Genomic DNA, 306 nt, shown 5'->3' on the forward strand with positions numbered 1-306 from the left:
AACACACAAGTGTCGATCCTGGCCTTCGCGCTCGGCTTTGCCTTTGCGGTACCGAGCGTGCTGATCATCCTGATGAATGGCTGCATGCTGGGCGCGCTGTTCCAGGTGCATGGCCGCCAGCTGCTGGTGTGCATGGGCCTGGTGCTGGTGTTCAACGTCACCGATTACATGCTGCTGACCTACATGCCCAGCTACCTCAGCGTCACGATGGGCTATGCCGAGAGCAAGGGCCTGCTGCTGATCATCATCGTGATGCTGGTGATGATGCCGCTGAACATCGTCGGCGGCCTGTTCAGTGACCGGCTG

The 306-nt window shown here is 59.8% G+C and carries 1 pseudogene; it reads left to right on the plus strand.

The features are described 5' to 3' along the window. Positions 1–306 (plus strand): annotated as a pseudogene (locus EN804_RS38530) (hypothetical protein); the annotation flags it as partial.

This window comes from Mesorhizobium sp. M8A.F.Ca.ET.161.01.1.1, assembly GCF_004792105.1.
Lineage (GTDB): Bacteria > Pseudomonadota > Alphaproteobacteria > Rhizobiales > Rhizobiaceae > Mesorhizobium.